This is a genomic window from Actinoplanes sp. NPDC049118, from assembly GCF_040648555.1.
Classification (GTDB): Bacteria; Actinomycetota; Actinomycetes; order Mycobacteriales; family Micromonosporaceae; genus Actinoplanes.
On record NZ_JBEZDY010000012.1, the window covers coordinates 150,571 to 177,233 of the forward strand.

General features: G+C 67.6%; 23 protein-coding genes and 2 tRNA genes. 15 read left to right on the plus strand and 10 right to left on the minus strand.

Features of this window, described 5'->3' with window-relative positions; genetic code table 11:
• Positions 1 to 45 precede the first annotated feature (45 nt).
• Positions 46 to 1,137: a xylose isomerase gene (locus tag AB0B58_RS20545; RefSeq protein WP_360225550.1), complete on the plus strand. Its 1,092-nt coding sequence runs from the start codon at positions 46 to 48 to the stop codon at positions 1,135 to 1,137.
• A gap of 198 nt (positions 1,138 to 1,335) precedes the next feature.
• Positions 1,336 to 2,343 (plus strand): sugar phosphate isomerase/epimerase family protein, encoded by a 1,008-nt coding sequence (locus tag AB0B58_RS20550; RefSeq protein WP_360225552.1) that lies wholly within the window; start codon positions 1,336 to 1,338, stop codon positions 2,341 to 2,343.
• A 61-nt stretch (positions 2,344 to 2,404) separates the two neighbouring features.
• On the opposite strand, the gene AB0B58_RS20555 is transcribed toward AB0B58_RS20550, so the two are convergent.
• Positions 2,405 to 2,707: a hypothetical protein gene (locus AB0B58_RS20555; protein WP_360225554.1), complete on the minus strand. Its 303-nt coding sequence runs from the start codon at positions 2,705 to 2,707 to the stop codon at positions 2,405 to 2,407.
• Between the two features lie 208 nt (positions 2,708 to 2,915).
• On the opposite strand from AB0B58_RS20555, the gene AB0B58_RS20560 reads away from it, so the two are divergent.
• A tRNA-Asn gene (locus AB0B58_RS20560) sits at positions 2,916 to 2,988 on the plus strand.
• A 112-nt stretch (positions 2,989 to 3,100) separates the two neighbouring features.
• Here AB0B58_RS20560 and AB0B58_RS20565 read toward each other — a convergent pair.
• On the minus strand, positions 3,101 to 3,826 hold the full coding sequence (locus AB0B58_RS20565; protein WP_360225556.1) for a nucleotidyltransferase domain-containing protein: 726 nt from the start codon (positions 3,824 to 3,826) through the stop codon (positions 3,101 to 3,103).
• Between the two features lie 29 nt (positions 3,827 to 3,855).
• The gene (locus AB0B58_RS20570) at positions 3,856 to 4,311 is read right to left on the minus strand and encodes a hypothetical protein (RefSeq protein ID WP_360225558.1); all 456 of its coding nucleotides are present in this window, start codon (positions 4,309 to 4,311) and stop codon (positions 3,856 to 3,858) included.
• Between the two features lie 143 nt (positions 4,312 to 4,454).
• Between AB0B58_RS20570 and AB0B58_RS20575 the strand changes: the two genes are divergently transcribed.
• The 8 genes from AB0B58_RS20575 to AB0B58_RS20610 all read left to right on the plus strand — a co-directional run bounded on the left by AB0B58_RS20575 (position 4,455) and on the right by AB0B58_RS20610 (position 11,675).
• Positions 4,455 to 5,246, plus strand: coding sequence for a hypothetical protein (locus tag AB0B58_RS20575; RefSeq protein ID WP_360225560.1), 792 nt, complete (start codon positions 4,455 to 4,457; stop codon positions 5,244 to 5,246).
• A 38-nt stretch (positions 5,247 to 5,284) separates the two neighbouring features.
• Positions 5,285 to 6,553, plus strand: a complete 1,269-nt coding sequence (locus AB0B58_RS20580) for an FAD-dependent oxidoreductase (RefSeq protein ID WP_360225562.1) — start codon at positions 5,285 to 5,287, stop codon at positions 6,551 to 6,553.
• Positions 6,554 to 6,600: 47 nt separating this feature from the next.
• Positions 6,601 to 6,674 (plus strand) — tRNA-Ile (locus AB0B58_RS20585).
• Positions 6,675 to 7,708: 1,034 nt separating this feature from the next.
• Positions 7,709 to 7,852, plus strand: a complete 144-nt coding sequence (locus tag AB0B58_RS20590; protein ID WP_360225564.1) for a hypothetical protein — start codon at positions 7,709 to 7,711, stop codon at positions 7,850 to 7,852.
• A gap of 286 nt (positions 7,853 to 8,138) precedes the next feature.
• Positions 8,139 to 8,579 (plus strand): XRE family transcriptional regulator, encoded by a 441-nt coding sequence (locus tag AB0B58_RS20595; RefSeq protein WP_360225566.1) that lies wholly within the window; start codon positions 8,139 to 8,141, stop codon positions 8,577 to 8,579.
• A gap of 108 nt (positions 8,580 to 8,687) precedes the next feature.
• A complete protein-coding gene (locus AB0B58_RS20600; protein ID WP_360225568.1) occupies positions 8,688 to 9,197 on the plus strand; it encodes a hypothetical protein in 510 nt (169 codons plus the stop codon).
• Positions 9,198 to 9,213: 16 nt separating this feature from the next.
• The gene (locus tag AB0B58_RS20605) at positions 9,214 to 10,449 is read left to right on the plus strand and encodes an MAB_1171c family putative transporter (RefSeq protein WP_360225570.1); all 1,236 of its coding nucleotides are present in this window, start codon (positions 9,214 to 9,216) and stop codon (positions 10,447 to 10,449) included.
• 11 nt (positions 10,450 to 10,460) lie between these two features.
• Positions 10,461 to 11,675: a cytochrome P450 gene (locus AB0B58_RS20610; RefSeq protein WP_360225572.1), complete on the plus strand. Its 1,215-nt coding sequence runs from the start codon at positions 10,461 to 10,463 to the stop codon at positions 11,673 to 11,675.
• Between the two features lie 982 nt (positions 11,676 to 12,657).
• Here AB0B58_RS20610 and AB0B58_RS20615 read toward each other — a convergent pair.
• The gene (locus AB0B58_RS20615) at positions 12,658 to 12,993 is read right to left on the minus strand and encodes a hypothetical protein (protein WP_360225574.1); all 336 of its coding nucleotides are present in this window, start codon (positions 12,991 to 12,993) and stop codon (positions 12,658 to 12,660) included.
• A gap of 486 nt (positions 12,994 to 13,479) precedes the next feature.
• Positions 13,480 to 13,935, minus strand: coding sequence for a hypothetical protein (locus AB0B58_RS20620; protein ID WP_360225576.1), 456 nt, complete (start codon positions 13,933 to 13,935; stop codon positions 13,480 to 13,482).
• Positions 13,936 to 14,532: 597 nt separating this feature from the next.
• Here AB0B58_RS20620 and AB0B58_RS20625 point away from each other — a divergent pair.
• The gene (locus AB0B58_RS20625; protein WP_360225578.1) at positions 14,533 to 15,498 is read left to right on the plus strand and encodes a DUF808 domain-containing protein; all 966 of its coding nucleotides are present in this window, start codon (positions 14,533 to 14,535) and stop codon (positions 15,496 to 15,498) included.
• Positions 15,499 to 16,322: 824 nt separating this feature from the next.
• On the opposite strand, the gene AB0B58_RS20630 is transcribed toward AB0B58_RS20625, so the two are convergent.
• Genes AB0B58_RS20630 through AB0B58_RS20645 form a run of 4 tightly spaced genes read right to left on the minus strand, consistent with a single transcriptional unit; the run spans position 16,323 to position 19,571 of the window.
• On the minus strand, positions 16,323 to 16,493 hold the full coding sequence (locus tag AB0B58_RS20630) for a hypothetical protein (protein WP_360225580.1): 171 nt from the start codon (positions 16,491 to 16,493) through the stop codon (positions 16,323 to 16,325).
• Between the two features lie 28 nt (positions 16,494 to 16,521).
• Positions 16,522 to 17,211 (minus strand): GPP34 family phosphoprotein, encoded by a 690-nt coding sequence (locus AB0B58_RS20635; protein WP_360225582.1) that lies wholly within the window; start codon positions 17,209 to 17,211, stop codon positions 16,522 to 16,524.
• A 16-nt stretch (positions 17,212 to 17,227) separates the two neighbouring features.
• The gene (locus tag AB0B58_RS20640) at positions 17,228 to 18,253 is read right to left on the minus strand and encodes an acetamidase/formamidase family protein (RefSeq protein WP_360225584.1); all 1,026 of its coding nucleotides are present in this window, start codon (positions 18,251 to 18,253) and stop codon (positions 17,228 to 17,230) included.
• On the minus strand, positions 18,246 to 19,571 hold the full coding sequence (locus tag AB0B58_RS20645) for an APC family permease (RefSeq protein WP_360225586.1): 1,326 nt from the start codon (positions 19,569 to 19,571) through the stop codon (positions 18,246 to 18,248). Before AB0B58_RS20645 ends, AB0B58_RS20640 begins: the two co-directional genes overlap by 8 nt.
• A gap of 839 nt (positions 19,572 to 20,410) precedes the next feature.
• On the opposite strand from AB0B58_RS20645, the gene AB0B58_RS20650 reads away from it, so the two are divergent.
• Positions 20,411 to 22,204, plus strand: coding sequence for a prolyl oligopeptidase family serine peptidase (locus AB0B58_RS20650; RefSeq protein ID WP_360225588.1), 1,794 nt, complete (start codon positions 20,411 to 20,413; stop codon positions 22,202 to 22,204).
• Positions 22,205 to 22,207: 3 nt separating this feature from the next.
• On the opposite strand, the gene AB0B58_RS20655 is transcribed toward AB0B58_RS20650, so the two are convergent.
• Positions 22,208 to 23,596: a helix-turn-helix transcriptional regulator gene (locus AB0B58_RS20655; RefSeq protein ID WP_360225590.1), complete on the minus strand. Its 1,389-nt coding sequence runs from the start codon at positions 23,594 to 23,596 to the stop codon at positions 22,208 to 22,210.
• Positions 23,597 to 24,405: 809 nt separating this feature from the next.
• Here AB0B58_RS20655 and AB0B58_RS20660 point away from each other — a divergent pair.
• Together AB0B58_RS20660 and AB0B58_RS20665 are read left to right on the plus strand one after the other, a co-directional pair.
• Complete coding sequence (locus AB0B58_RS20660; RefSeq protein WP_360225592.1) at positions 24,406 to 25,833, plus strand: radical SAM protein; 1,428 nt, start codon at positions 24,406 to 24,408, stop codon at positions 25,831 to 25,833.
• 86 nt (positions 25,834 to 25,919) lie between these two features.
• Positions 25,920 to 26,660, plus strand: a complete 741-nt coding sequence (locus tag AB0B58_RS20665; protein ID WP_360225594.1) for a class I SAM-dependent methyltransferase — start codon at positions 25,920 to 25,922, stop codon at positions 26,658 to 26,660.
• Positions 26,661 to 26,663: the final 3 nt, after the last annotated feature.

Consider the following 26,663-nt stretch of genomic DNA (forward strand, 5'->3'; position numbering starts at 1 on the left):
CACGTGCGAATGCACGAGTGACGCTCCGCTCCAGGAGGGATTCTGATGCGTCTGCGCCACCACTCGGGCCGGATCGTCCACTTGAGCCACGGCGCGAACGTGCGGCCCGCCCGGGATCTCCCGGCCGTCGTCGAACACCTCGACGCGTACGCCGCCGTCCGTGATCGACTCGCCGTGGAGACTCTCGGGGTGAGCCTCTGGCTCCCGCCCACCCTCGCCGCCGCCCTCGCGATCGACGGCCGCTCCCGTACCCGGCTGCGTGCCGAGATCGAGGCCCGCGGGCTCGAGATCGTCACGTTGAGCGGAGTGCCCTACTCCGAGGGCGGCGACGAGGACCCCGACTGGAGCCACCCGGCCCGGCTGGAATACACCCTCGACCTCGCCCGCATCCTCACCGACCTGTTGCCGGAGGACGCCGTCCGCGGCGCGGTCACGACGACCGGCCTCGGCCCGCGGGACGGCTGGGACGCCGCCAAGCAGAAGGCGGCCGACCGGATCCTGTCCCGGCTCTCCGCCGGCCTCGCCGAGGTCGCCTGGCACCGGGGACGGGCCGTCCGGGTCGGCTTCCAGCCCGGGCCCGGCCTCGTGCTCGACGGCGTCGAGTCGGTCGTCGCCGCGTTCGCCCGGCTCGACCGCGAGCGCCTCGGCGTCTGCCTGGACCTGGCCAACCTCGCCTGCACCTGGGAGGACCCCGCCGAGGTGCTCGACCGGCTCGCCGCCGCCGGCATCTCGATCATCCGGGTGCAGGTCGCCGCGGCGCTCGAGGCCGCCGATCCGGTCGCGGCCACCGAGCGGCTGCGCGGGTACGTGGAACCGGGGCGGCGGCACCCCGTCACCAACCCCGAGGGCGGCTACGCCGGCGACCTGGCCGAGGCGCTCGGCGACCCGCCGCCCGGCCCCTGGCGCGTGCGCTGCGCCGTACCGTTGCACGCCCCGCCGCCCGCGCCGCTCACGGCGACCACGGAGGTCTGGCGCACGGCGCTGCGGCACCTGACGGGCGCGGGCTCCGCCGGCACCGAACACCTGGACGTGGAGACCTCAGGCCGCGACGACGCCGCCGCGCAGATCGCGTACGCGAAGAGCGCCCTCGGTGAGCTCGGCCTCTCGCCGCCCGCCGAGGCCTACGCCGTGCACTGATCGCGGGTCTTTCGCGGCCGCGGCCGCGGCTCTAGAGTCGGTGCAGGCACCGCCGCGACGGGCGGGCCGGCCGGGAGGCGCAAACCCGGCCCGGCCACGACGTCCCCTCGGCGTGCCAACCGGCCTGCCGCCTCACGCAGGCCGCCGGAACCCCTTTCGTGCGGTCGCGACGGATGCGACCGCGGACAGGGAGATGACATGGCCCGACCCATAACGCTCTTCACCGGCCAGTGGGCCGACCTGCCGTTCGAAGAGGTCTGCCGGCTGGCCTCCGAGTGGGGCTACGACGGCCTGGAGATCGCCTGCTGGGGCGACCACTTCGAGGTGGACCGGGCGCTGGCCGAGAACGACTACCTCGACCGCAAGCGCGAGCAGCTCGCGAAGCACAACCTGCAGGTCTTCGCGATCTCCAACCACCTGGTCGGCCAGGCGGTCTGCGACCACCCGATCGACGAGCGGCACCAGGGCATCCTGCCCGCCGCGATCTGGGGCGACGGCGACGCCGAGCAGGTCCGGCAGCGGGCCGCCGAGCGGATGAAGGACACCGCCCGGGCGGCCGCCCGGTTCGGCGTCGACACCGTGATCGGCTTCACCGGCTCCTCGATCTGGCACACCGTCGCGATGTTCCCGCCCGTGCCCGAGTCGATGATCGAGCGCGGCTACCAGGACTTCGCCGACCGGTGGAACCCGATCCTCGACGTCTTCGACGCCGAGGGCGTCCGCTTCGCGCACGAGGTCCACCCCAGCGAGATCGCGTACGACTACTGGACGACCCGCCGCACCCTGGACGCGATCGGGCACCGGCCGGCGTTCGGGCTCAATTGGGACCCGTCGCACTTCGTCTGGCAGGACCTCGACCCGGTCAACTTCATCCTCGAGTTCGCCGACCGGATCTACCACGTCGACTGCAAGGACGCGAAGGTCCGCACCGGCGACGGCCGCCGCGGCCGGATGTCGTCGCACCTGCCCTGGGCCGACCTGCGCCGGGGCTGGGACTTCGTCTCGACCGGCCACGGCGACGTGCCGTGGGAGGACTGCTTCCGGGCGCTCAACGCGATCGGCTACGCCGGCCCGCTCTCCATCGAGTGGGAGGACGCCGGCATGGACCGGCTCGTCGGTGCGCCCGAGGCGCTGCGGTTCGTCCGCCGGCTGGCGTTCGACCCGCCGTCGGCGGCGTTCGATGCCGCCTTCTCGTCCTCGTCCTGATCCGCTCCTACCCAGCGCAAAGGCCCGGCCCATGACGGGCCGGGCCTTGAACTGCGGTACGTCAGTACTTGGCGCCGGTGCTGTTCGACACCGACGCGGCGCCGGTGCTCGAGAGGCCGCTGTCCGACGTGCTGCCGGCGGCGTGCAGCTTCTCACCGAGCTTGGACTGATTCAGCTTGTCCTTGCCCTCGGTGTAGAGCTTGTTGGCCTGCGCCTGGGCGACGCCTGCGGCCTCCTGGACCGTGGGGTGCTCCCACACCTTCTTGGCGTTGGCGGCGATCTCTTCGTACTTCTCCCGGCCGGCCCGGCTGCCCAGGACGAAGCCCGCCGCGAGACCCGTGATGAACATGAGCTTTCCGCGCATGGCGGCTCCTTCCGTTAGATGACGCTCGTGCGTCTGACCCGCTGCATACCCATCCTGCCGCTCCGTCATTCACTGTGAGCTGATTCATCACCTCTTACGCACCACGCGGCGCGCCAGGGTCACCCGCCTCCCGTGTGGGCGGCGCGGTCATGTATTGTCGTTCCGGTCGCCACGACAACCGCGTACGCGGGAAGCCGGGGCGCAGCAATCCCCTGTAGCTCAATTGGCAGAGCAGCCGGCTGTTAACCGGCAGGTTATTGGTTCGAGTCCAATCGGGGGAGCTTTCCCAGCTCAGAGGCATGATCACGAGTCCGGTGACCGTGCCTCGCTTCATTTCCGGGCCGTCGAACCGGACACTCTTCGCGTTTCCCTTGATCGGTCCGCCCTGCCGGCTCAGGCCGGGCCGCGGGCCTGCCTGGTGGTCCGGCGGGCATCGCGCCACGCGATGAGGGCCGTCCGCAGGCGGGGTGACCGGACGCTCCCGCCCCGCCGCCGGGCGCGCAGCTGGTCCCGGAGCCACGCCGGGGCGGCGGCCTGCTCGACGGCCGCGCTCTTGGTTAGCAGCTCGCCGCTGCGCAGGGCATGGCGGCCGCGGGCCATCGACGTGAGACCGAGATCGGCCATGACGGGATCCCACCAGATCCAGGGACGCCGGGCCGCCCAGGCCCAGTACCCGGTCAGCTCGGCGCGGGCGGCCTCCCGGACGGCGTCGTCGCCCATCGCCGGCAACACGTCCCGCGGCGGGCGGCCGAACACGGCGAACCCGTGCCGCACCAGCTCCGCCCGTGAGATCCCCGAAAGGATGCGCTGGACGAGCAGCCCGTGAGTCCACGTTGGATGCCGCGCCGCGACGTCGGCGAGCCGGCCGGCGTCGACGTACACGCAGCCGAGGTTCGCCGCCGGGCCGGCGTCCGCATCGAGCTGCCGGTGCAGCGTCACAAGCGCGGCCCGGCGGGAGTCGCACACCGGGCCGTCGACGAGCGCGACCAGGTCGAGGTCGCTGACGCCGGGAAGGTAGTCACCGGTCGCCAGGGACCCCGCCACCAGCAGATCGCCGACCCACCCCAGCGCCTCCAGCCGCCGGCCGAACTCGGCGACGACCGGAGGCGAGATCACCATGACGACAGTCTAGGGATCAGCGGGCCGGCTCAGCCGCAGTGGACGTTGTCGTATCCGGAGGCACCGCCCCCGCCGGACGCGTCGAAGCTGCCGGTGATGTCGATGCAGCTGTTCGGGGCGTAGACGTAGAGCGGCCCCGCGTACTTGGTGAAGTTCTGGCCCGGCTTGTCGCCGTCGACCTGCCAGGTGCCGCCGCTCCTGCGTGCCGCGACGACGAGGTCCCAGACGTTGCTGAGCACGTTGTCGTTGCCGCGGGCCATCACGCAGTTGTAGCCGTTCGAGTTGTTGTAGTACACGTCGATGAAGCCGCCGGACTGGCCCCGCCACAGGATCTGCCACGACTTCAGGAACCCGTAGGCGCTGCCGCAGTGGTTCGTCCGGGGTATGGCGCTGGCCGGGGAGGCCGAGAGTCCTACCAGGCCACTCGTGGTCAGCGCGGCGGCGCCGAGCAGCGCGGCGGCGCGGGTACGGAAGATGTTTCGCATCCTTGAGACGTCCGTTCTTCGTGGGAAAGGCCGGGAACACCAAATCAGGAAGCGGACCAGCGCAGTAGGTGGCGAAGTGGTCACCAATTCCTCCCCCGGGTATGCCGGCGCCGAATGTCGTAGCCGGGCGGTACCGTCCCGGCATGCCGTCTGACCGCGCCGCCGACCCCTCGACCCGCCCGATGCCCGCGCACGACGAGCTCGCCCGGGCCCGCGGCGACCGCTGGCTGCCGGACCCCCCGCTCACCGCCGTCGAGGAGGCCGGCGCATTCATCGACCGGGTCGGCTTCGCGGTGCTGTTCCCCGCCGACAAGGTCACCGCGCCGTCGCTGTGGGAGGCGGTCGCCGGCCCGGACGCCGCCCCGTTCGCCAACGGCATGGGCCCGCTCGAGGAGCGGGTCTGGAGCTGGAAGGACGAGCTGCCCCGCACCGGCGCGGCTTGGTACGGCAAGCTCATCCACAAACGGGCATCGCTGCTCTCCCCGGCCATGCTGACCGCGCTGTACCCGGGCGACGGCGAGCCGACCGATCACGCCGCGCTCGACCTGCCCGACCAGGCCCACCGCATCGCCGAGGCGCTGCTGACCGGCCCGTTGCCCACCGCCGCGCTGCGCGAGCTCGTCGGCGACCGCGGCCGCTACGACCGGGCGATGTCCGCCCTGCAACGGCACCTGCTGGTCACCTCGGCCGGCGTGCAGGTGCACCGCGCCGGCTGGCCGGCCACGGTGGTGGACCTGACCTGCCGGCTCTTCGACGTCGGCGGCGGCACCGACCACGGCTACGCCACCGCCCGGTTCGCCGACACCATGATCGAGGCGACGCCGGCCGAGCTGTCCCGCGCGTTCGGCTGGCCGATCGCCACCGCCCGCGAGCGGCTGGCCGCCCTTCCCGGCGGGCTGGCGCTTTCTCCTACCCGTGGCCGCGCCCGCCGCTAGGCTGAGGCCTGCGTAGTTCGTCCTCCTGTGAGGTGCCTGTGTCGCATCCCGTGACGGTGGACGTCGTCATCGTCGGCGGCGGCCTCGCCGGCCTCGCCGCCGCCCGGCGCCTCGACCGGGCCGGCGTCGACTGGCTGCTGGTGGAGGCCGCCGACCGCCTCGGCGGCCGGGTCGCCACCGACGTCGTCGACGGCTGGCGGCTGGACCGCGGCTTCCAGGTGGTCAACACGGCGTACCCGCGGCTGTCCGCGCTTGTCGACATCGAAACCCTGGACATGCGCTACTTCACCCCGGGCGTGCTGGTGCGCCGCGGCACGTCGCTGCACCGCCTGGAGAACCCGCTGCGCGACCCGAAGGCGGTGGCACAGTCGCTGAGCTCGGGCGTCGGCTCCCTCGCCGACCGCCTGAAGTTCGCGGCGCTGGCCACCCGCTGCGCCACATACGCGCCGAGCCGGCTGCTGGACGCCCCCGAGGTGACGACCCAGCAGGCGCTGCGCCGGGCGGGACTCTCGCACCGCATGATCGAGGAGGTGCTGCGGCCCTTCCTGTCGGGCGTCTTCGCCGACCGGGCCCTCGACACCTCGAGCCACATGCTGGCGATGGTGCTGCGCTCGTTCGCCCGCGGCCGCATCGGCGTACCGGCGGCCGGCATGGCCGCTCTTCCCGCGGCGGTCGCCGGCCCCCTGCCATACCCCCAACTGCTGGTCGGCGCCCGTACCCTGCTCGTCTCGCCGGGCTCGGTGGTCACCGAGGGCGGCGAGATCCGCTGCCGCGCCGTAATCGTCGCCACCGACCCGTCGACCGCGGCGACCCTGCTGCCCCAACTGCCGAAGCCGGACATGCGCGGCCTCACAACCTTCTACTTCGGCGCCGACCATGCCCCGATCGACGAGCCGACCCTGCTACTGGACGGCGACCGCCGCGAGATCGTGGCGAACACCACCGTGGTGTCCAACGCCGCACCCGAGTACGCCCCGGGAGGAAAATCCCTGATCGCGGCGTCGTCGGTGGGCGTCGCGGCCCCCTCGGGCGCCTCGGAGGCGGTGGTCCGGGTAGAACTCGCCCGGATCTACGGCACCCCGACCGACGACTGGGAGTTACTGAGCGTGGTCTCAATACCGGAAGCCCTACCGGCGGCGACCGTCCCGCAATCCCGCTTGCGCAAACCGGTGGCGCTGGGAGACGGTCTCTTCGTGGCGGGCGACCACCGCGACAGCCCGTCCATACAGGGCGCGCTGGCCGGCGGTTGGCGTACGGCCGGCGCGGTCCTGGCATCCCTCGACGCCCTGACCGGCGCGGGTTTGTAGATCACTAGCCTGCCCCTGGCGGGTCGGGATAGGATCGCCGCCGGTACGGGGCGGTAGCTCAGTGGGTTAGAGCAGGGGACTCATAATCCCTCGGTCGCGGGTTCGAGTCCCGCCCGCCCCACCCAGGTCAAACAGCATTTTCAATCGACTAGTTTCTATGTAACGGGCCTCTGGGGGACATTCGGGGGACGTGCTGCGGTCTTCAAGCGAGGACTGCTCCTTTCTGTTACGGATTCGTGACCTAGCTCGGGAGTCGATGCCGACCGCAGTTGCGGTTGCGCGAAGGTCGAGATGTGGATGAGTTCCTACCGGCTGCAGCTGTCGGAGTCGGATGAGTGGCTGCGGCGCAGACGCACTTCACGCCGGTGCTTGGCTGTGGGCGCGAACCGGTCGAACGAGATCTCCTGGCAACAGGAGTCACCGGGGGTGTGGTCCGCGCTGACGGGGGATGACTTTGGCATGACCTTGTGGATATACCTACGGATCAGAAGGTTAGGGTTTCGAGTCCCTTCGGGCGCATAACAATGAACGGCCTTCCGCCGCAGGTGGGAGGCTGTTTCGCATGTCCACGGGCAGTGCAGAAGTTGATCTCCATGGCCCGTCACCCAGGGTACGGGGACGCGGTGGGGACAAACGGAACTGATGATCTTCAATTTTCTGACGCCGCCGGGCGTGTCGACGCGCCCAGACGGTCTGCCTTCGGTGCCCGCAGGTGGCTTGGCGGGGCATGGGCGGTCGGCTCGGAGGGGGGTTCGGGGGTCGCCTCGAGCCCGCCGGCGTGGAGCGGTACCTCGGCGTCCGTACCGACGGTCCGCCCGCCAGGCGGCACGCCAATTCCCCTCGGCAACGCGCCACGCACGGGCGTTTCAGCGCAGGCGGGAGACTGTGGCGCCACCGGTTCGATGGCCGCAACGGTGAACGGTTTCACGCGTTTGCGCCCGGACCGCTGTCGGCGATTGCCTGATGTCGCCGGGCAGTTCAGGTCTTCCGAGGTTTGCTGAAATTGGCCTCCCACCATGCGGTGGGAGGCCAATTTCCTGCGCGACTCTGGAATGAGTTGATCTATTGGTCGGTTTCGTCCGTGTCTGGAGACGCTGGCCTCCCTGGCTGAGTGTCTGGAATGCGTCCACCGGCCGCCGTGTCACCGTCCTCCCCATGCCCGCCCGCATCTGTCATGCCGCGGCTGGCACGCCCCAAAAGGAAGGCTTCGACTATCGGCTGTGCCTCGATGTTCCGCGCGAGACGGGCGGTGGAGAGAAAGCCGGCCGTCAGGAGCAGGATGACTGCCAGTCCGAGTAGGACGCGAAACGACGCCGCTTGAGTGGTCTGATCAAGGTCCAGTGCCGGCATGGCCTCAGTGCCGAGGGCCAGCACCCCGGCGGCGATGCCGCAGATTCCCAGTAGTGCCGGAGTCGATGTACGGCGCACCTTACTCTCAGCCTCCGCGCTGTAAGATGAATCCCCCATGCGGCTATGGTAGCCAGGTTTCCGAAGGATTTGGCAACTACTTCTTACGCCGAGGGCCTGGCCTCGCAGGAGTGAGATCCACAGTGTAAGATCTATGCTCCACATCGGAGGAGGCGCAATGGCTCCCGCGGGCGAACCACCACCGCCGCGGACGCTCGCGGATAAACTTCGCCATCTGGTCGACACGGTTCACCCGCCCGGCCGAGGCCCGTTCTCCTTCCGGGAGATCGCCGACGAGATCCGCAAACAGCGACCCGGTGAGCGAACCATCTCGCACACCCAGATCGCCGACCTATGTTCGGGGCGCAGCGCCAACCCGCAGCAGGCCACCCTGACGCTGCTGGCGGGGTTCTTCAAGGTCCCGGTCGCGTACTTCTTCGACGAGGCCGTCGAGCAGCAGCACAACGAGCAGCTGGATGTCGTGGCGGGGTTGCGGGACACCCAGGCGCAGCAGCTGGCGTTGCGCCTGAACGGCTTGTCCCCCAAGAGCATCGACCTGGTGGCCGAGATGATCAGGCGGGTCCGCGAGTTGGAGGGTCTCGAAGAGGAGCCGAGCTGACTTGCAGGTGGAGGGCAGCATGGGCTTCTTGTGAGGCGGGTCGCGCACGAAAAAGCGGGTTGCCGCATCAGGACGGCGCTGTGAAGAGTGCCGGACCGGGGGAGTGACATGAAGTGGCGGGGGAAGCGGCAACGATGCCGGGACATCGTCCGCGATCTTGACATTCCGTCACCGTTCGACGTCCACGAGTTCTGCCGACGCCTCGGTGACAAGCGTGGCCGGCCGATCCTGCTGCTGCCGATGGACCTACCGCCTGACAGTCCGTGCGGGCTGTGGATGTCCACGGAACGACAGGACTATGTGTTCTATCAAAAGGCCACCAGCGGACCGCACCAACTGCTGATCATCCTGCACGAAATCGGCCACCTGCTCTGCGACCACCGGATTGGTCCCGTCCTCAGTGATGAGCTCTCTACCCTGCTGGCCCCAGACCTGGACCCAGCCTTGATCAAATCCATGCTGGGTCGAAGCCACTACTCACAGGAGTCCGAACACGAGGCCGAAACCGTCGCCACCCTGATCCTCGGAGAGGTCAGCCGCTTCGCACCGGAGCAGACCTCCGAGGTGCCCGCTGAGGTAGCCGACGTCGTCGGCCGCATCAGCCGCTCATACCCCTGACGCGGAACCGGAGCAGATGAACACCACGATCAACGACGTCCTCTACCCCATCGATGCCGCGCTCGCCGCTGTAGCCATGATGTTCACGCTCATCGGCTTGAGGAAGAACCGGGACGCCGCCTCGGTGACCCTCTGCATCTCCTTCGGTCTCCTCGCGGTCATCTACACCCTCTCTACGCCCACCGTGTGGGCGGCCTTCGACCACGCGCTGGGCGTGCCGAACCTAGCGGCGTTGGTCACACAAAGCGTCGTCATCGTGAACTCGGCATGTCTGCAGGCTCTGATGCTGTTCTGGCTGTACCCCCGCACCGACGCCTGGCGCAAGATCCGATTCCGCTCGGCCCTGCTCACCGGGGTGCTGCTCGTGATGATCACCCTGTTCTTCATGACGCCGGCCCCCACCGAGCACAGCCGGGACTTCGTCGCCACCCACGCACACATCCCCACCTACTCCGTGTACCTGCTGGTGTACCTGGCCACCTACACGATCACCCGCATCGACATCCTGCGCATGTCCTGGCGCTACGCACCCGTCGCCGGCGCACCCTGGCTGCGGCGAGGCCTGCGCATCTTCGGGATCGGCGCCATCTGCGGGCTGATCTACGCCGCGGCCCGCATCACAGATGTCATCGCCGGGGTCGTGGGATGGGACCCGACCCGGTGGGAGAACGTGGCGCGCCTCGGCGTCGGCATCGGCGTGATCTTCACGATGACCGGCCTCACCATTCCCGGCTGGGGCCCCTACCTGTCACGCGTCGCCGAATGGTTCGGCCGCCAGCGCGCCTACCGGCAGCTGTACCCGCTCTGGTCCGCGTTGCACCGTGCCGTTCCGGGCATCGCCTTGGACCCGCCACCGCGCTTCGAGTGGCTCTACCGCTACGCGGTACGCGACGTGAAGTTCAAGCTCACCCGCCGCGCCGTCGAAATCCGCGATGGACGCCTGGCGCTTCGCGACCACTTCGACGCGCAGGTCGAGCGGGCCGCCCGGCAGGCGGCCACGGAGCGCAATCTCGACGACTCACAGCTGTCGACCGTGGTGGAAGCCGCCGTGCTCGCCGGCGCGATCCGCGCCATGCAACGCGACGAGCTGCCGATGGAGCCTGCCCTACTCGATGTGGATCGCGACGGTGACCGCACGGACATGGCCACCGAGGTGAAGTGGCTGGTGGAGGTGTCGCTGGCCTTCGACCGCTCACCTGTCGTCGCCGCCCTGGCCGCGGACGCCCCGCAATCCGCCCCCCAAGCCGCCTAGGACGTGATCACATGGCAACGGTGCTGAACGAGCAAGAACCCTTCGCGCTGGTGAACGACCCCGGATTCATGGCCGACCCCTACCCGGCGTACGCATCGCTCAGGGCGTCCGGGCCAGTGCGCCGGGCCACTACGCCGGACGGATCGCCGGTGTGGCTCGTCACCCGCTACGCCGACGTGCGCCCCCTGCTCAACGAACCGCGGCTGTCGATCAGCAAACGCAACTCCTCTGGCGGGGGCTATCGCGGATTCGCGTTGCCACCGTCGCTGGATGAGAACCTGGCCAACATCGACCCTCCCGACCACACCCGCGTCCGGCGCCTGGTATCGCGGGAGTTCACCGCTCGCCGGGTGGAGGAGCTCCGTCCATTCATCCAAACCCTGACCAGTCAGCTGCTCGATCGCGTCGCCGGTCAAGGCCACGCCGATCTGATGACCGCGCTGGCGTTGCCACTGCCGCTGACGGTCATCGGTGAACTCCTAGGCGTGCCAAACAGCGAGGGAGAGCGGTTCCGCACCTGGACCTCCACACTGCTCGCGCCCAAGCCTGGCCAGCCCCCGGAACGAGCCAAGGAAGCCGTCGCCGGCCTTCACCACCTCCTGATCGACATGGTCGCGGGCAAGCGGGCCAAGCCCGGTGACGACCTGATCTCCGCGTTGATCAGCATGCGCGACGAGGACGGAGACCGACTCAGCGAGGATGAGCTGTCCTCGCTCGCCTTCCTGATCCTGTGGGCCGGCTACGAGACGACCGTTCACCTGATCGGCAACGGCGTCCTGGCGCTGCTCACTCACCCCGACCAGCTCGCCCGCCTACGCGCGCAGCCAGGCCTGATGCCCTCGGCGGTGGAGGAAATGCTGCGGTTCGCCGGGCCGAATCCCTTCGCTATCCGCCGCTTCCCCATCGAGGACATCAAGGTCGGTGAGCACACCATCCCGGCCGGCGACACCGTCTTGCTGTGCTTGGCCGCCGCGCACCGCGACCCCGACCGCTTTCCCGACCCCGACCGGTTCGACTTGGAGCGTGAGAACAACGCCCATCTGGCATTCGGGCACGGCATCCATCACTGCCTCGGCAGCGCCCTAGCCCGGTTGGAGACCGAGATCGCTGTAGGCACCCTGGTGAGCCGGCTTCCGGACCTGGCGCTCGCCACCCCGGCCGACCAGCTCGCCTGGCGTCCGTCGTTCCGCAGCCGTGGTCTACAGGAGCTGCCCGTGACGTTCTGAAGGGTTGGCTGCCAGGGTGCGCGCGCAGGTCCCAGCCCGGCAGGCAGGGTCGTCTGTCAATGGCCAGTCAGATCTCCCCCACATATGGGGATCATTCACTGGCCGCCGACAGTCGTCACCGTCGTACGGCACAAGGTTCAGCCGGGCGATATCAGCTTCATGAACAGCACGGCTGGCTAGGCGTGTCGAAGCGGCCCACCGCGCGGAGGTAGACAGGCGCCTCACCCGCGCCAAGAGCCAGCAGATCGCGTCGTCCGAGCACCTCGTCGCCTGATCATCCTGGGCTACCCGATCCCGGCAGCCTGATCCTTCGGCCCCCGGCGGGTGTTCTTGCCCACCCGCAACCCCCTCCAGAGCGTTCCAGGTCTGCCGATAGGTGAGCAACTGGGCGCCGACAGTCACGGGGAGAAGCTGTGCCGAAGAGCAAGCGTGCTGCTGCATGGTCCAGCACCGTGGGCCATGCGCTACTGGCGACGTTAAACCTCTTGATCTTGGCCTTGGAAGTCGCCAAGGACGACCCTCGCTGGTGGAAACTCCTTCTGTCGGGACTCTTTCTCCTTGTCGGGATAGTTGGCGCGCGCAGCGGTATCACGAAGTTGCGGACGCAGGATCTGTCCCGCTGACTGCCCCTGCCTCGGCGCCACAGTTCGGCGCTCACGTCGAGTCCGGTCGCTGCGCCGGTCAGCGCCCAGCGGCGGCTCCACCCTGCCGCTCGCCGCGGTCGCCTGAAGCGGCAGCAGCTCACGGTGCGAGCGGCCGGGCGCGGCCGGGCTGCGGGACCGCCACCGTGACCCTCCCCCCGAGTCGCTCACCGGCCCCGAACGCGACCTGCAGATTCCGCCGCCTGGTGCAGCCTTCGCGCAGGAACGCTCTCCACGACCTCAACCTGAGCATGCAAAGGACCCTCGAGGCGGTACGGCCGGCACCTGGGCGTTGCAGACCCCTGTACGCAGTGACCATGGAGTCAGCGAGTTCGTCAGAACTACGACCACGGCCGCGGCAGGAGTCGCCGGAGGCTCCGTACCCAACCCGAACGCGCCGGTAAACAGTAATGACCTGTGCTCGAGCCGATCGGTACGCCGATCAGTTCGCTGAGCGCCGCCATCCTCTGATCGATGACGGCCACGTCTGCCGGCGTGGCGTCGCGGACGGTGGGGAGGTCGACGTGTTCTCCGCACTGATCTATGACTTGGAGACCGTCCGCGCCCGCGATCGGCGCGCCTGTTACATCCAGCACGAGTGGCGGGAGGAGATACCTGCCAGCGTCGGTCTCGACGAGTAGAGCGAACGGCTGTTCACCCCATTTGATGATGCGCATAGCAATATCTCTCTCTATGGATGCGGCAGCCGTGAAGGATGTGACGGAAGTGGCACCGACGTTGTCACCCGTCCAATACCGGCCGGGTGCGACGCAACCAAGAATCCTACGCTGGACCGCCCGTCAAACCACTCAGACGCGCGAACGCGGGCTGACCGAAAATCGATCAACCCGCGTTCAACGCAATCACCCAGAGAACGTGGGCCGCGGCAACCGACGACTCGTATCGCCGGCCCGATCCGCCGCTGGACGACCTCACCAACCAACTGCTGGTCGAATGGCTACAAACGCCTCCGCAACCGATGGGCCAAGCGCCGCAAATCCACGCCTGATCATCAATCCCATAGGGTCTGTTAAGATCCGCCTGGCCAGCACGTTCTCGTTCCGTAAGATTCGGCTTACTAGCGCTGGTGTTGTTTTTGGCCGGAAACCCTACCGGGAGGCGCTAGAGGTAACGCGTAAGCCAAACAGCTAGGTCGTTGATTGTCAGCAGTGTCCGCGGATTTGGCCGCTCAACTCGTCCTTGACCTCGATGCCCGGCCCGGGCAGGCGCTTGTCGTACAGAACTGCATGGGCCCTGTACTTCTTGGTGGTCTGCACATCGGAGCACGGCTCGGTGGTCGAAACCCAGGAGTATCCCGACTTATTGAAGCCCTTGAATCCCCTGGCGACGGGCTTCCAAGAATCGATGCCTAGTATAGAGTCCAGTCGCTCGATGTGGACTTCAACTTCGAACTTTTCGACATTCTTACAGTTCACGTCGGCGCGGGCGTACATCGCTCCTTGATCAGGACTGATTCGCACGGCAAGGCTGCAGTCTTTGGGCCGCGCCGATGCCGGAGATGCCGGAAGAACTACAGCGGAAACGACCAGTGCTGCCGCAAGGGTCGAAATGGTTGCCATGCGGGTTCGCTTCTTGTTAACGAAGGTTCGGATAGTCATACCGGGCTCAATCGGCCGGGAACCTCAACGTGGACTCCACGCGCCGTCAAGAACACGTCAAGGCTTCGGTGCCCAGGCGTCCGTCGGCTTCGACCCGCCACACCGCACCCGCTGAGCGCGTCGCCCCTGCCCTAGGTCGCGACAAGTGCATGGCTCGCGTTTCGTAGTGCACGTGTCAGGTGCAGGCAGGGCCGGTCGGCGGTGCCGGGGCCGGGCGAGGATGCGGTCGCCGCGGGTGGTCATCTCCGCGCGCCAGGCGCCCCGCACGGGCGGCGATCACCCCATGGGCGACATCGGCGGCCGGTAATGCGTGCGGGTCACGCAGCCGGGCCCGAGGACCGACCAGGGACACGGTGACATCGATCAGGGCCGGCCGTGGACGACGTCGACCGCGTCGATCCGGGCGGACAGCGGCGGCCGGCTGCGTAACCCGCCCGGCGTTCGCGGCGGAGTGTGCCATGGTCAGCGCGCCGAGCGCCGGCCGGGCGTCGTCCAGTGCCGCCATCGCGTGCTGGGCCAGGTCGAGGCCTATCGCCGACACGCTTTGAGTAAGAATGGACCGGCACGGACCCGCTCAACCGTGGAAGGAACCCTCTCGTGGCCGGTGGACTCGTAGCCCTGTTGGACGACGTGGCGGTAATAGCTCGCGCCGCCGCCGCGTCAGTCGACGACATCGGGGCGGCCGCCGCGAAGGCCGGGGCCAAGGCCGCGGGCGTCGTCATCGACGACGCCGCCGTCACACCGCAGTACGTGCGGAGCCTGGCGTCCGAGCGCGAGTTGCCGATCATCAAACGCATCGCCGTGGGGTCACTGCGTAACAAGTTCCTCATCATCCTGCCGGCGGTGCTGCTGCTCAGCCAGTTCGCACCCTGGCTGCTCACCCCCATCCTTATGCTCGGCGGCGCCTACCTGTGTTACGAAGGCGCGGAAAAGGTGTGGGCCAGGATCGCCCATCACGACGCCCACGGTGCGGGCGAGGAGAAGGTGCAGGACGAGAAGACGCTGGTGGCCGGGGCGGTACGCACCGACCTGATCCTCTCGGCGGAGATCATGGTCATCACCCTCAACGAGGTGATCGACGAGGCGTTCTGGTCCCGACTGGCGATCCTAGCCGTCGTCGCTCTGGTCATGACCGTCCTGGTGTACGGCGCGGTGGCCCTGATCGTCCGGATGGACGATGCCGGGCTGCGCCTGGCGCAACGCTCCGGCGCCGCCGCCACGTTCGGCCGAGGTCTGGTGACGGCGATGCCCATGGTTCTCACGGTACTGACGGTGCTCGGCACCGCCGCGATGCTGTGGGTGGGCGGGCACATCCTGTTGGTAGGCGCGGACGAGCTGGGCCTGCACGTGCTGTACGACGCCGTGCACCACCTCGAGGAAGCAGCCCACGACGCCACCGGCGCTCTCGGCGGACTTATCGGCTGGCTCGTCAACACCGCGGCCAGCGCGATCCTAGGCCTGATCGTCGGCGCGCTGATCGTGCTGGTCATCACCCTCACGCTCCACCGCCACCGGAAGCCCGAGGCCGCGAGTGGCGCACCTGGTGCAGCGCCCAGCCGGTAACGCGTCGTAGCCGTCACCGCCAACAGAAGTTCCGGGGCACAACGGGACCATCCGTGCCCACGCTCCGCCCCAGCACTCCGAAGCCCACATCGCCTGGGCAAATATCACCTGCATGCGACCCGCGACTAGCCTGCACGAAGACCCAGCAGGCCGCACCGCCCAAGATCCTCGCCGCCTGATCGGCCTGGCCGCATCTCGAAACGATCCAAGTCGGGGTTGGCAGAACCATCTACCTGGGAAAACGCTGCTACTGCGGCTGCATTGTTCGCGACCATGGCGGCATTGGGCAGGGTGGATGGAGCGGGCGCTGATACCGGGGCAGGATGCCGCCCAGAGCCGAGTCCTCTGAGGCGCCCCACCACATTTCCCTCCATCTGTGCCCGGGGTGCCGCCACCAGAGAACGGACTCAACCCGGCGCTGCGATGGGCCGGCGCATCCCAGTTGTGCCGTGAACCGCGACGCCCGCTATCGCTCGCCTGGGCCTAGGTGCGCTGTTGCTCTGGTGGTGGGCGTGCCGGAGCCGCCGCGGCCATCGGCGATAGGCCGGCGGATGCGGAGCGGTGTGGGGCGCGGGTGAACCCGATCGCGTCCCGTCCCGCCGGGTGCCAGGCCACGGCCTGATGGCAGGTGAGGAAACAACGACTGTCCTTCCTGGCATCGATGCTGCTCCAGCGCGGCCCGGTCGTGGGAGTTGGTGGGGGTGGGCGGTGTGTCACCGGTCGGGGGTTCGCGGTGGCACACAGTCCGCGACGCCGTCATTCGGGCCGGCGGCGCCGCATCCGTCAGGTCCATGCGCTGCACCGATCCACGGACCTGACGGTTGTCATGCCGTGGCGAGGACGTATCGGCCGTGGCGGACGAGTACCTGCAGGGCGGTCCGGCGGTGCGGGCAATGGGCGGTCTCGCAGGTCAGATGTTCCTGCATGGCGTGGTGGGCCTGCTCTATGGTGGTCGTCGCGTCAGGGTCGAGCACGGCGACGTTGTGGCCGGGCACATCCCGCTCCTCTCGTTGTGGGTACGGGTTAGTAGGGGGAGGTGGCCATGGCGCCGACCGCGGTCCGCGCGGCGTCGGCGACCTCGGGGATGGCGGCGGCGGGCGCGTCGGGGTCGTTCCAGCGCACCAGTTCCGGGATCCGGTGCATGACGCCGCGCAGTAACTCGTCGATGTCGGCTTCGCTGAGGTCCATGACCAGGCAGTGCTGCAGGTTCAGCGCCCAGGTGAGTGCGCAGAGCGCGTCGACGTGCGGGTCGGGACGTTGGCGGCCCTCGATGCGGTAGCGAACCTTCTGCCGAACCCTAGCCGCCGGCGTGATCCGGGTCAGTTCGTAGCGGGTGCGGCCCCATCGGCGGTCGCGGGTGATGACGTCCTTGGCGATCAGCGCGGTCAGGGTCTGGTCGTAGAGGTCGGGGCCGAGCTCGCGCAGCAGCAGGTGCAGTCCGGGCGTGTGCCGCAGGTTCCCGATCATGGCCAGGACCTGGTGAGTGACGGGATCACCGGCGGGGCCTTGTTCGTAGGAGCGGTGCAGGTAGGGGCTGCCCTGCGCGATGTGGATGCGTTTGGCGATCAGCAGATCGATCACCGCGGCTCCGGCGAGCCCGACGCCGATGGCGGGGACGTGCAGGTGGGGTTTGAGGCTGCGGGTTTCGTCGTGCGCGAGGACGAACAGCTGCTCGCGCAGCGAAGGCAGGTCGTCGCGGTGGCGGGTCGTCATCGTCTCGTCTCCGTGCTCACAGGGCCGGCATAGACGTACGGAGATTGGCGTGCACGCCGGGGTAGGGGGACGCGCCGTCGAGGTAGCGCTTAGCCAGGCTCGCCACCATCGAGTAGTTGGCGTCGACGACGTTGCCGACACGGGTCTGGCCTGCCTGCGCGACCAGCTGGAGCGCGTCGAGCAGGTCCAGGCCGGTCATGGCAGCGACCTGGTGGACCAGATCGTGCTGGCCGACCCGGAAGGCGTCCTCGAGCGGCCGGCCCAGCCCGATCGACATCAGCGCGTCATCGGTCTCCAGCCGCGGTAGCGGCGCGTAGACGCCGGGGATGACGTCGACGGCCAGGACCACGTCCATGGCCACCTCGACGGCGACGCCGGACACCTCGCCGTCACCTTGGCGGGCGTGGCCGTCACCGAGCGACAGCATCGCCCCGGGCTCGTTCACACCCAAGTACAGGGTGGTGCCCTCCCGCAGCAGCGGCGTGTCGAGGTTCCCGCCGTGCCGGTCAGGGACGATCGACATGCGCACCTCCCCGGCGGCGGGGGCGACACCGATGGTGCCGAGCATCGGCTCCAACGGCAGATCGACCTCAAGATCGCTGTTGCGGGCCGTGTAGCGGACCGTGCCGGCGTCGAGGTCGATGCCGTAGCGCCACACCCGTTCCTCGAGGGCGGGTTGCAGCGTCGGCGTCTGGACGGTGGAGGTGAGGGCGCCGAAGTGCGGGAACGTCGACGACCACCCGAACGGCAGGCTCGGGCGCAGCGAGACGAGGTGCACGGCCAGGGTGTCCCCCGGCCGGGCGCCGACGACATGGAACGGGCCGGTCACCGGGTTCAGATAGGGGAACTGGCAGACCTTGCTGGGCAGGTCGTCGACCGACTGCACGGCACCGCCGAAACAGTCCCGGGTTTGCAGGTGCAGCCGGTCACCAGGCCTCAGCTCGCCGACCGCCTGCCGGCCGCCGAACGTGTACCCGACGGATTCATCGGTCAGGTCGTGCAGGACGTCGACGCCGCGGCCCCCGCCACTTTTCTCAGGCATGGCGGCCTGCCATGACCGGCTCGTCGGTGCCGGCGGTGGTGTCGTCGAGGCCGGACAGGCGCGGGCGCCGGCCCAGCAGGTGCAGAACGGCGAGGATGAGCAGACCGGCGCTGATCCAGGCGAGGCCGACCTTCTGCGCGGCGATGTTCGCGTTGATGATGACCGTGAGCAGAATCCCGGCGCCGATCACCGGGACCACAAGGTTGCGCCACACGCCGCCGGTAGACCCGGTGGCGAACCACCGCCAGACGACCGCGACGTGCAGCACGGTGAACGAGGTCATCGCACCGAAATTCACCAGGCTCACCAGCAGGGCGATGCCATCGGCGCGCGACGCCATATACAGGCTCAGCACCAGCGAGATCACCGCGGTGAACAGCACCGCGTTCACCGGCACCGACCGGCCACGGCTCACCCCGGCCAACACGGCGGGAAGCTGCCGGTCACGGCCCATCGCATACAGCAGCCTGGACGTGGCGAGCTGGGCGACCATGTTGTTCGCTATACCCCACGCCAACGCCGTCGCGACCGCCGTCAACGTGGCCAGCCACGGGCCACCGGCAACACGGGCGGTGTCGTAGAACGCCGTCCCGGCCGGGTCTCCGTCGGCGATCAACCTGGCGGGATCGGTCACGAGCAGCGCGGCGACGAACGTCTGCACGATGAACAGCAGCCCGGTCAGCCCGAGGACCGCGTACATGGCCCGGCCGATCTGCCGGACCCCGCCGCGGGTCTCCTCGGCCAGCATCGAGATCGCGTCGAAGCCCAGGTAGCTCAACGCGGCCACCGACACCGCCCCGGCCGCGACCGACAGGGAGAACGTGTGCGCGTTGAAGAACGGCTCCCAGGAGAAGCCCCGGCCCGCCCCGCCGGCCAGCGCCTTGATCCCGATCACGAGGTAGATCCCAAGGACGGCCAGTTCCCCGACCAGGAACACCCGCATGGCCCGCTTCGTGGCCTTGATACCGAGCAGGTTCAGGATGGTGTTGACGATCACGAACACCACGATCCAGCCCCAAACCGGTATTGCCGGCAGTACCGACGCCATGCTCACGGCGGCGATCAACCCGAGCAGCCCCGGGATGAGGACGTAGTCCAGCAGGATCGTCCACCCGGTGATGAACCCGACCGACGGGGAGATCGCCCGCCCAGCGTAGGTGTACACGGAACCGGCGGTCGGGTATGCCTGGACCATCACCGCGTACGACGAGGCGGTGAACATCATCGCGACCATGCCGATCAGATAGGCCAGGGCGACCATCCCGCCGGACGCCTGAAACACGCCGCCGAAGATCCCGAACGGCGCAATCACCACCATGAAGATCAAGCCATAGATGACGAGGTCACGGAATTGCAAGGCCCGGCTAAGTTCCTGGCGGTATCCGAACCTTTCGATGCCGGGACCGTCGTCGCGGGTGTGTGCAGCCACCGTCTGTTCCTTCCTTAATGGGCACTATTGATGGGAAAGCCCACGAATGCCGAATGGTCAGTGAGTCGTAGGAGCTGGAGCGCCTACGGAGGTCTCCACCTCAATGGGGTGGATGACCTGGCCACAGCCGGGGCACCAGGTGCTCGCCTTCTTTCCCAGAACGAAGCCACCGAGTAGCCCGGCCATGAGAGCGACAGAGGCAACGATGATCACTGTCATGTTTTGGCCAACCTCCGCGTAGTTAGGTGTGTGAGGCGCCGAGGCGGACGGGTGCCTCAACATCCGGTGCGTTGGGGAAATCAACACCGTCTGCTGCCACGGCCGCCCCGGGCCTAGTTCGACCACCTTGTCTGCCGCCCGTGACGGCAGACAGGCGACGGGCTCGCAACCACTCCCTGGCATTCCGTCCCGATACATCGACCATCGCCGTTGCCTACGCTTGTGTCGATCCCGGTCATGCGGACAGACGGTGTTGTCCGCATCGATGGTCTGCGCCGCAGCAGGTCCCCGCACCTCGGACCGACCTACCATGCGGACGTCATGCGACGATGAGGTCGTGGATTGATCACCGCGCGCCGATCAAAGTTCGGCGATTGCATTGGAGCGCCGCATGTTCGCCATCTACGTCAGCGCAAAAGGACATGCCGCACCTCGATCAGCAAGCGGCATCTCCGGGTTCGCCGCCATGTGTCGGCCCGCGAGAGACCAACTGAGCAGGAGATGAGCCGGTGAGGCTGGAGTCCAAGGCAGTCGCTGTTCCCTCACGGGAGGCCGTCCGCGCATCGGTCGGCTATGACCAACTGCGTGCCGTCGGTGATGCGCTCTACTGGCTGGAGTCGCGGCCGAGTTCCGGTGGCGTGACGTTGGTGCGATGGCACCAAAGTGTTGGGTCAGTCGACCTGACGCGGCCCGGATTCGATGTGGCTAGCGGTGTCCATGCTTATGGCGGCGGCGCCTACGCGGTTGCTGATGATCAGGTGTGGTGTATTACCGGGGATGGCCTCCACCTCGTCGACAAGGGCGAGGCAGTGGTCAGCGCGGCTGCGCTCGGAGATCTCGTGGTCGGTGACGGCGAGTTGCTCTGCGTACGGGAGTCCGCCGACGGGGATGCGATCGTGGCTGTTTCCCTCGGACAGGCCAAGTCGGAGCCCAGAGTGTTGACGCAGGCACCGGGCTTTCTCAGCGCACCTCGGCCCGGGCCAGGCCTGCTGGCGTGGTCCTCGTGGGGAGAACACGACATGCCGTGGGACGCGTGCGAGCTTTGGGTGGCGTCCTACGAACCTGGTGGTCTCATCAGTGATCCGGTCAAACTTGCGGGCGGACCGGATGAGTCGGTGGTGGAGCCGCGGTGGGGTCCGGAAGGCGCGCTGTACTTTGTCAGCGACCGTAGCGGTTGGTGGAACCTGTATCGGTGGGACGGGCGTTGCATCGAGCCGGTCGCACCGATGGCCGGGGAGTGCGCGGCCGAGCCGTGGGAACTCGGCTATACCTCGTACGACTTCCTGGGCGACGGGCGCATCGTGATGGCGGTGCAACAGGGTCCGCGCCACGCCCTGGTCGTCGTCGGCTCAGCGGGTAACGTGCAGGAGGTGCCGCTGCGGTACACGTCGATCAAGCCGTACCTCGCCGCGCGGGAAAGGTCGGTAGCTCTCGTCGGGTCGTCGCCGACTGTGGCGCCGCAGATCGCGGTGGTGCACCTCGATGGCGCCGAGCCACGGGTGCAGGTGTTGGCCCGTGCCGAGCACGCCGAGCTGGATGGGGTGGCGGTCTCCGTCCCGATCGAGCTGTGGGTGCCGGTGCAGGACGGCCGGGAGGTGCTTGCGCTGGTGTACCCGCCGACCGGCGCAGGATCCGACTGGCGAGCGCCGGTGATCGTACGGGCGCATCCGGGGCCGACCGCCTCCAGCCTGCTACGTCTGGATTGGCAGGCGCAGTTTTTCACAAGTCGCGGCTTCGCGGTGGTGGACGTGGACTACACGGGCAGCACCGGCTACGGGCGGGCGTTCCGAGAGGCGCTCTACGGACGGTGGGGCGTCGCTGACGTCGCCGACTGCCGTGCCGTTGCCGAGCACCTTCTCGGCGAGGGCCACGCGATCGGCGGGCAGGTGTTCGTCCGGGGAGCCAGCGCAGGCGGATACACCGCGCTACAGGCGGTGGCCCAGGATGGGCCGTTCGCGGCGGCGACGGCGGTGTCGGCGATCGTGGACCCCGATCGGTGGACTGCGACCGTGCCGCGTTTTCAGCGCGCCCACGCTGCTCGGCTGCGCGGTGGCGCAGGCCCGGTTCGCGCCGCAGACATCCGCCAGCCGGTACTGATGATTCACGGCAGCGCCGACGACGTGGCAACCATCGACGACGTACGCGAACTGACTGCGGAGCTGGCCCAACGCGGCGCACCCCACGAGTTGTTGTTACTCGACGGTGTCGGCCACTACGTCGCGTCCTCCACCCGGGCCGCCGCGGCGTTGGAGGCTGAGCTGGCGCACTACAGGACGGCGATCACCGCCGTCGTGGCCGGCTGACGACTACACCGCCGCCGCCGGGAGCCGGTGTCGCACATACTCACCGAGCTCACGGACCTCAGGCTCGCCCCGGTACGGGTCGAGGTCGACCTGGACATCGACGATGCGCTGCACACACCGGTACGACATGGTCGCGGCCGCGTGGTCGACAGCCGTGCGCGCCTTGGCACACGCCTCGTCGATGGCCCCGGACGTCGCCAGTGACGAAGCCATCAATGCGGTGTCGATCGCGAGCCGACGCACATGTGACGGACGTAGCCCAGCGAGAGCGTCGCCGAGATACCGCTGCGTCTGCTCTGGGTGGCCGAGGTCGTGGAAGCAATGGGCCATCTCGTCGGCCAGGTAGGCCGCACTGAAGTACCGGATCCAGGTCGGCTCCTCACCCGGCCGGCTGCGGTCGAGGTGGCGCTCCGCGACGCGGAGATGGGAGGTGCACTCGGCCTCACGTCCGAGGCGAGCGTGGGCCCGGGCCACGACAGCGTGCAACGCAGCCCGAACGGCCGGTGTGGCGTGGGCGTCGCAGCCAGCCACCGCCGCGAGCGCCATCCGAAGTGCGGGTTCCGGGTGGTCGCAGTGCAGTGTCAGGTGGGCGATGTTGACCGCGAGGAGGTATCCGCCGTAGACGCGGTCTCCGGCGGATTGGGCGAGTCGGAGAGCCCGTAGGTAGCGGCGTTGGGCCAGCCCGTTCGCGCCGGTGTCCACCGCTTGATACCCGCAGAGTTCGAAGAATTCCGCCGCGACACTGTGGAGGCGATCGCCGAACGCGCCGGAAGCCGGCGCTGCGGCGAGTAGACGGTTGAGCTCATCCTCGACATAGCGCTGCACCTCGACATGGACATGCCCGGCACCAAGGGTGTGGTCTTGTTCCCGGAACATCGCCAGTGCGGACTCCACCGGTCGAAGGTCCGCCTCCGACGCCCAGGCCGAGCTAGCCAACACTCGTGCCGCTCGTGGTCCAGGGGCGGCTGCGGTGGTCAGCCAGTCCAGGGCGGCGCGATCGAGCACACCTGGTTGAAACGGCACTCGCCTGACGAGTTTCGGAATCTCGACAGCATCGTCGCGCCCAGGCACGTCCGGCGCCTGCGTCTCGGCCATCCGGATCTCCGGAGCGGTCGTAACAGCTCGCTCAGTGGAGCGCTGCTGTTGCAACAACGGCCACAGTCGCGCGAGCGTCCCTCGAGCCTCCAGGACCCCATCGCAGGCCTCCGCGAACTGCCACGACGGAAACCGCTCCGCCGTCTCCACCCGGCGAACCATGTCGCCGCTGAAGCGAATCAGGGCTCCGAGTTGCGCCTGAGAGAGAGTGGCGTGCTCGCGCAACCGTCGCAGCTCGGCGCCGAAGAAGTGGCGCGGCGACGCCGACGCCGTCAGCTCGCGCGACGCCTGGCCCATGATCCACCGCCCTCTGACGTACGAATGTCCCACTGCCCCGCATGCGGACAACTACGACTGTCCGCATGCGCTTCTCGCTTCTGACGCTTGAGACCTGGCTCAATTAGATCGCAGGTCGCGACGAATAGTCGCGCCAGATTCACCGGATCTGAGTGGAGAATTCTGTGTCTGCTCTAGCTTCACCTCCTGTGGCGTCCGAACCGCCGCTGCACCGGCTGTGGTTGACCTGCCGACGGTCTTCAGGTCCAGCGGGTTCACTTGCACCTCGCCGAGCGGCGTGCAGCGGCCGCCGCGGGCGCACCGCTGCCCGACGTATCCGACATCGGCATTGCTACGGCCCTGGCCACGTCCGCGGTCGCCGATCCAGTTCTATCACCATGTCGAATCGATCTGACACTGGTGATCGACCTGGACAAAAGAGACTCGCCGCCACGCGCCAACAGCCGGCAGAGGAACGCCGCTCGAGTGGGGTGGGACATGCGCGACGCACAGGGCACGGGTGCGCCAGATCTACACCGTGATCGTGAACGAAGCAGAGACGTACCCACCTTCCTCCGGGCCGTGACGGCCCGACAACCCAGGCGCCACCGATAGAGCAGAAGGGAGGACTGCCAGTAGACGCGATCTCGGCCCCACGGGTGGGGCCGCCGTGCGGTCGAGAGCCTTGCGCTGATCAAGAGCGCGGAGAAGTTCTTCCGACTGGGCAGTTCGTCACAGGTGTACACCGACTACGCGGCGCGTTCACGAAATGGAATCCGTCCACGATAGCCAATTGACGGCACCTAGACAAGATCAGAATTGGAGCCACGATGCAGCTCGTAACGAAGGGTCTCACTCCGGACCAGGAGAGAGTCCTTGAGTCGAACTTTGTTCAGGCAGGCCCGCTGTATCAAGTTCAGGATCTTCATCCAATGCTTGACTGTGCGTGTGCGCCCGAACCGTGGATTCGCTTCGGCGTCACCGGCAAGTCTGGACTTCTCGATCAAATGTTCTCAGTTCCGTTCAGGGCAAAGCTCCGCGAGGAATTCTTCGGCGGCATCCTGTACGACTGCGTGAACCACCGCCACTACATGCTCAACCATGAGGCATTCCACGTCTTCAAGCAGTTTGGGGAGGAGGCACGCCCCGGCCACCACCTGATCGGCCAACTGGACCACGACCGCGGCGAGGAGACGCTACAACATCTAGTCGGCGCCGGCCTTATTGCGGCCTCGGCCGAGGTCCCCGACATGGAGGTATTCGGTGCGAGGGATCTATCTCTCGCCTACCTCCAGAGCCCTATCATCGTCGAGGTCGAAGTCACCTACGGCTGTTTCAGGACCTGCAAGCACTGCGCCTACGAGTCGTCCCCTGACGCTCGCCGACCCGATGAGCTGACGGCGCCACAGTGGGCCGAGATTTTCCGCAAACTGGCTGCTGCCGGAGTCCTCATCGTTCAGTTGACCGGCGGCGACCCGCTGTTCCGGGATGACTCGTTCGACATCGTCCAAGCTGCTAGCGATGCTGGGATGAGCGTGTACGTCCGAAGCGACACGGCCGCCCTCAGCCCGGCGAACGTCCGCCGGCTCAAGGACTTGCCCGGCCTGTGGCACGTGGGCACCAGCATGGACGGCGCCGACGCCACGTCACATGACTGGATGAGAGGAAAAGGCGCTTTTTCAACCTTGCAGAAGCGCGTCGAGATCCTTGCCGCAGCAGGAATTGACGTCTCAGTAGGCGCCACCCTGCATCGAGGAAACTACGCGTCCGTGCGCAAAATCGGGCAGGCCGCGGTTTCATTCGGTGCGAAATGGTTCGATATCGGGTTCCTGTCTCCAGTCGGACGAGGCGTCCAGCTTCAGGACCTGGTCCTGGACGGCAGCCAAACCCGAGAAGCTCTTGATCTCTACCTGGAGGGAATCCGGGCCGGGGACTACGTGCCGTCACATTCGCACTACCTCCGACGGGCCGATAGTGACCAGCCTTTCAATGATCTTGCGACTCTCGTGGACCGGATGCCGTACCTGACCGAATGGCCGTTTAGCCGGCTTCGCCTGGATCCCACGGGTTCGTCATACACGGCCGGCAAACTGAAGGGTTCCGACTACGCGGGTGGCTTCAACCTGACCTCCTGCGAGGTGGAACAGGTCTGGGATCACAGCCCCAACCTCGTTCAACTCCGCGAGCTCGGTGCGGGTGGCCGAATCCACAGCTTGGACTACCGACTCCTGCGCTCCAGTCACGAATTCATGGGCTAGTTCCATCAACAGCCAATTGTGCACCTCCGGCCGCCTTCCTCGATTGTCGCGGGGGGCGGCCGGGGTCGGACTTACGGAGGGTGTGCATGAGCCAGAGCTTCGAGTTCCCCGGCGAGTACTACGAGATCATCCGCCAGGATTTCCGCGACATCGACGCGGAGACTGCATTCTTCGACTCGTACCTGCCGCCTGGTGGCAGTTTGCTAGACGTGGGATGCGGCACGGCAACAAATCTGCGCGCTCTACAAAAGATCGGCCATCGCTGCGTCGGAATCGACCAAAGCGCCGCCTTCATCAACTATGCCCGAGAGGTCAGCTCAAAAGACATAAGACTCATCCATACCCGCACTGCCGACTATCGCAGCGACGAAAAATTCGACCTTGCCTTCAGCGTGTTCGTCACCATGAATTACCTGAAACGCGAGGAACTTCGCCCCTTGCTCGAGAACGTCCACCACATGTTGAAGCCGGGTGGCTACTTCGTTGTCGACATCGGCCACATGCTTAATTTTGCCGACAACTACCAGCCATACATTGTCGCCCACCACAAGCAAGGGAACATCCTCATCACCCGACTCATCGCGCACCGCGTCGACCCACATCAGGCGAATTGGAGGCACGAGGAGACCATTATTGTGCGCGACGCCGACGGAGTCACACGAATGTACGAAAACTTCTTCGATCAAATGGTCCTCACAGCTCCGGAGGTCACCAGATATCTGCAGGATGCAGGGTTTGTCGTTTCCGATAGCTTCGGCAGCTTCAGAAAAACGCGGCCCGCATCAAGCGGACGGGGCCACCTCATTCTTGTTGCGCAACGCCCATGAACG